This is a genomic window from Variovorax sp. 20P10.2.4 (assembly GCF_058244205.1).
This window is the reverse complement of the sequence record NZ_JBZAYE010000810.1, coordinates 1-2,851: the sequence shown is the minus strand read 5'-3', so window position 1 is coordinate 2,851 and position 2,851 is coordinate 1. Positions and strand designations below refer to the sequence as shown.

Here is a 2,851-nt window from a genome sequence, read left to right as displayed (position 1 = left end):
CCCGGTGGCCTTCGGGCTGGTCTATGCGCTGAGCGGCGCGGTCGGGCCGATCCTGGCGCAGAACCTCGGCGCCGGGCAGTACCGGCGCGTGCGCCAGGGGCTGCGCGACAGCCTGCTGGTCATGGGCGTGTCGGTGGCGGTGGCCTGGGCGGTGCTGGCGCTGGGGCAGGACGTCCTGATCCGCGCCTTCTCGGCCGACGGCATCTCGGCCGAGCTGATCGCGCTGTTCTGCAGCTGGCTCGCGGCCAGCTTCTTCTTCGCGGGCGGCCTGTTCGTGGCCAATGCCTCGTTCAACAACCTCGGCCATCCGCTGCTGTCGACGGTCTTCAACTGGGGCCGCGCGACCGTGGGCACGGTGCCCTTCGTCTGGTGGGGCGCGCAGTACGGCGCGGCCGGCGTGCTGATCGGGCAGGCGGTGGGCGCCTCGATCTTCGGCGTGCTCGCGGTGACGGTGGCGTTCCGGCTCGCGAACCGGCTGGCGTTGCGCGAGGACATCGCGCCGGCGCCGCCCGAAGACGCGGTGCCGGTGCTCGACGCACCGGTCGCGCCGACCTCGGCGGCCGGCGGTGCCGCGGCGCTCGCGGGCGACCTCAGAGATCCAGCAGCCGGACCTTGACGCTCTTGCCCTTGATGCGGCCGTCGTTGAGCTTGCGCGTCGCCTCGGCGGCGATGCCGCGCTCGACCGCGACGTAAGTCGAGTACTCGTTGACGTTGATCTTGCCGACCTGCTCCTTCGCATAGCCGCAGTCGCCGGTCAGCGCGCCCAGCACGTCGCCGGCGCGGATCTTCTCCTTGCGCCCGCCAACGATCTGCAGCGTGGCCATCGGCGGCGCGAGCGGCGCGCCCTGGCCGGGCGTGAGCTCGGCCAGTTCGTGCCATTCGGATTCGCGGCCCTGCAGCTGCTCGATCTTTCCGACGAAGCCCATCTCGTCCATGCTCGCGAGGTTCAGCGCCAGGCCCTCGGCGCCGCCCTGCTGGCCGACGCGGCCGGTGCGGCCGATGCGGTGCACGTGCACCTCGGCATCGGGCGTCACGTCGACGTTGATCACCGCCTCGAGCTGCGCGATGTCCAGGCCGCGCGCCGCCACGTCGGTGGCCACCAGCACCGAGCAGCTGCGGTTGGCGAACTGCACCAGCACCTGGTCGCGCTCGCGCTGCTCGAGTTCGCCGAACAGCGCGAGCGCGCTGAAGCCCTGCGCCTGCAGCACGTCGACCAGGTCGCGGCACTGCTGCTTGGTGTTGCAGAAGGCCAGCGTGCTGGCCGGACGGAAGTGGTCGAGCAGCCGGCTCACGGTGTGCAGCCGTTCGCCGTCCTTGATCTGGTACCAGCGCTGGCGGATCGCGCTGCCCGTGTGCTGGGCCTGCACCGCGATCTGCTGCGGGTCCTTCATGAACTGCTGCGCGAGCTTGGCGATGCCTTCGGGGTAGGTGGCCGAGAACAGCAGCGTCTGGCGCTCCTTCGGGCACTGGCGCGCCACGGTCACGATGTCGTCGAAGAAGCCCATGTCGAGCATGCGGTCGGCCTCGTCGAGCACCAGCGTGTTGAGCGCGTCGAGCGTGAGGTTCTCGCGCTCGAGGTGGTCCATGATCCGCCCCGGCGTGCCCACCACCACGTGGGCGCCGTGCTCCAGGCTCGCGGTCTGCCCGCGCAGCGCGACGCCGCCGCACAGCGTGACCACCTTGATGTTCTCTTCCGCGCGCGCCAGCCGGCGGATCTCGGTCGTGACCTGGTCGGCCAGCTCGCGCGTCGGGCACAGCACCATCGCCTGCACCGCGAAGCGGCGCGGATTGAGGTTGGCCAGCAGCGCCAGCGCGAAGGCGGCGGTCTTGCCGCTGCCGGTCTTGGCCTGGGCGATCAGGTCCTTGCCGAGCAGCGCGCTCGGCAGGCTCGCGGCCTGGATCGGCGTCATGCGCGCGTAGCCGAGCTGCGCCAGGTTGGCCAGCATCTGCGGCGCGAGCGACAGGGTGGCGAAATCGTCGGGGGAGGTGGTGGTCATGGCGTGGCCGCCAGCAAGCCCGGCGGAGGCGTGAGAGACGGTGGAAAGACGTGGGGAGGAAAAAAATCAGGGCCTTGCAGCCCGCCGCCGGGGCGACAGTGCTGCAAGGCCCTCGGGGGCTGCGACGGTCGGCGCGTGCCGCTCGTTCAGCGGCGCTGGGCGCCGTTGTTGCCGCCGGGACCCGACGGCGGAGGACCGCGGCGTTCCAGGTGACGGAACGTGATGCGGCCCTTGGTCAGGTCGTAGGGCGAGAGTTCCAGCGACACCTTGTCGCCCGCCAGGATGCGGATGTGGTGCTTGCGCATCTTGCCGCCGCTGTAGGCGATCAGCTGGTGACCGTTGTCGAGCGTGACGCGGTAGCGCGAATCGGGCAGGACTTCGGTCACTGCGCCGTTCATTTCGATCAGTTCTTCCTTCGGCATGCTTTACCTCGAATCTTCGTTGTCTGTTGGATATGAATGAAATCCGTCGTGTTTGGTTTCAGGCGCGACGGCCGGCCGACACACACGGCGCAGCGGGGACGCGCTCTGCTCGCTTCAACATGAACGAAGACCGTGGTGGCAATCATGGGCGCCGGAACTGGCGCTCCAACACACGGCAAAAACCGGCGTGCCTGGCGGGGGAGGTGCGGAACCCGGGGATTTCAAATCGGGTTCAGGGGGCCTCGGTGCCAATCGGCCAACCGGTGGGGTGACGAGAAAAGACTTCGTCGTAGTATCGAAACGAACCCGGCATTGTAACCGGACTGGCATGACTGTTGCTCAGGTTTCGGCCGGGACTGGCGCGAACGCGTGACAAATCGGCCGATATTGCTATCAAAAAAGTAGCTGAAAGCCCTCAGGCCGCCGCGGGCT

Annotated in this window: 3 protein-coding genes; 1 reads left to right on the top strand and 2 read right to left on the bottom strand. The window is 69.0% G+C overall.

Features of this window, described 5'->3' with window-relative positions; all coding sequences use genetic code 11:
- Nucleotides 1-616: MATE family efflux transporter (locus AC27VN_RS37910; RefSeq protein WP_490879992.1), on the top strand; the 616-nt coding region annotated here is incomplete at its 5' end.
- On the opposite strand, the gene dbpA is transcribed toward AC27VN_RS37910, so the two are convergent.
- Nucleotides 591-1,997, bottom strand: coding sequence for an ATP-dependent RNA helicase DbpA (gene dbpA / locus AC27VN_RS37905; protein WP_490879991.1), 1,407 nt, complete (start codon nucleotides 1,995-1,997; stop codon nucleotides 591-593). The two genes, AC27VN_RS37910 and dbpA, sit on opposite strands and share 26 nt — an antisense overlap.
- A gap of 146 nt (nucleotides 1,998-2,143) precedes the next feature.
- Nucleotides 2,144-2,419, bottom strand: coding sequence for a translation initiation factor IF-1 (infA, locus tag AC27VN_RS37900; RefSeq protein WP_093351558.1), 276 nt, complete (start codon nucleotides 2,417-2,419; stop codon nucleotides 2,144-2,146).
- Between the last annotated feature and the right edge of the window lie 432 nt (nucleotides 2,420-2,851).

Bases quoted from the DNA above. Each gene is read 5' to 3' on its own strand.
- dbpA (WP_490879991.1), bottom strand. From the start codon at position 1,997: ATGACCACCACCTCCCCCGACGATTTCGCCACCCTGTCGCTCGCGCCG.
- infA (WP_093351558.1), bottom strand. From the start codon at position 2,419: ATGCCGAAGGAAGAACTGATCGAAATGAACGGCGCAGTGACCGAAGTC.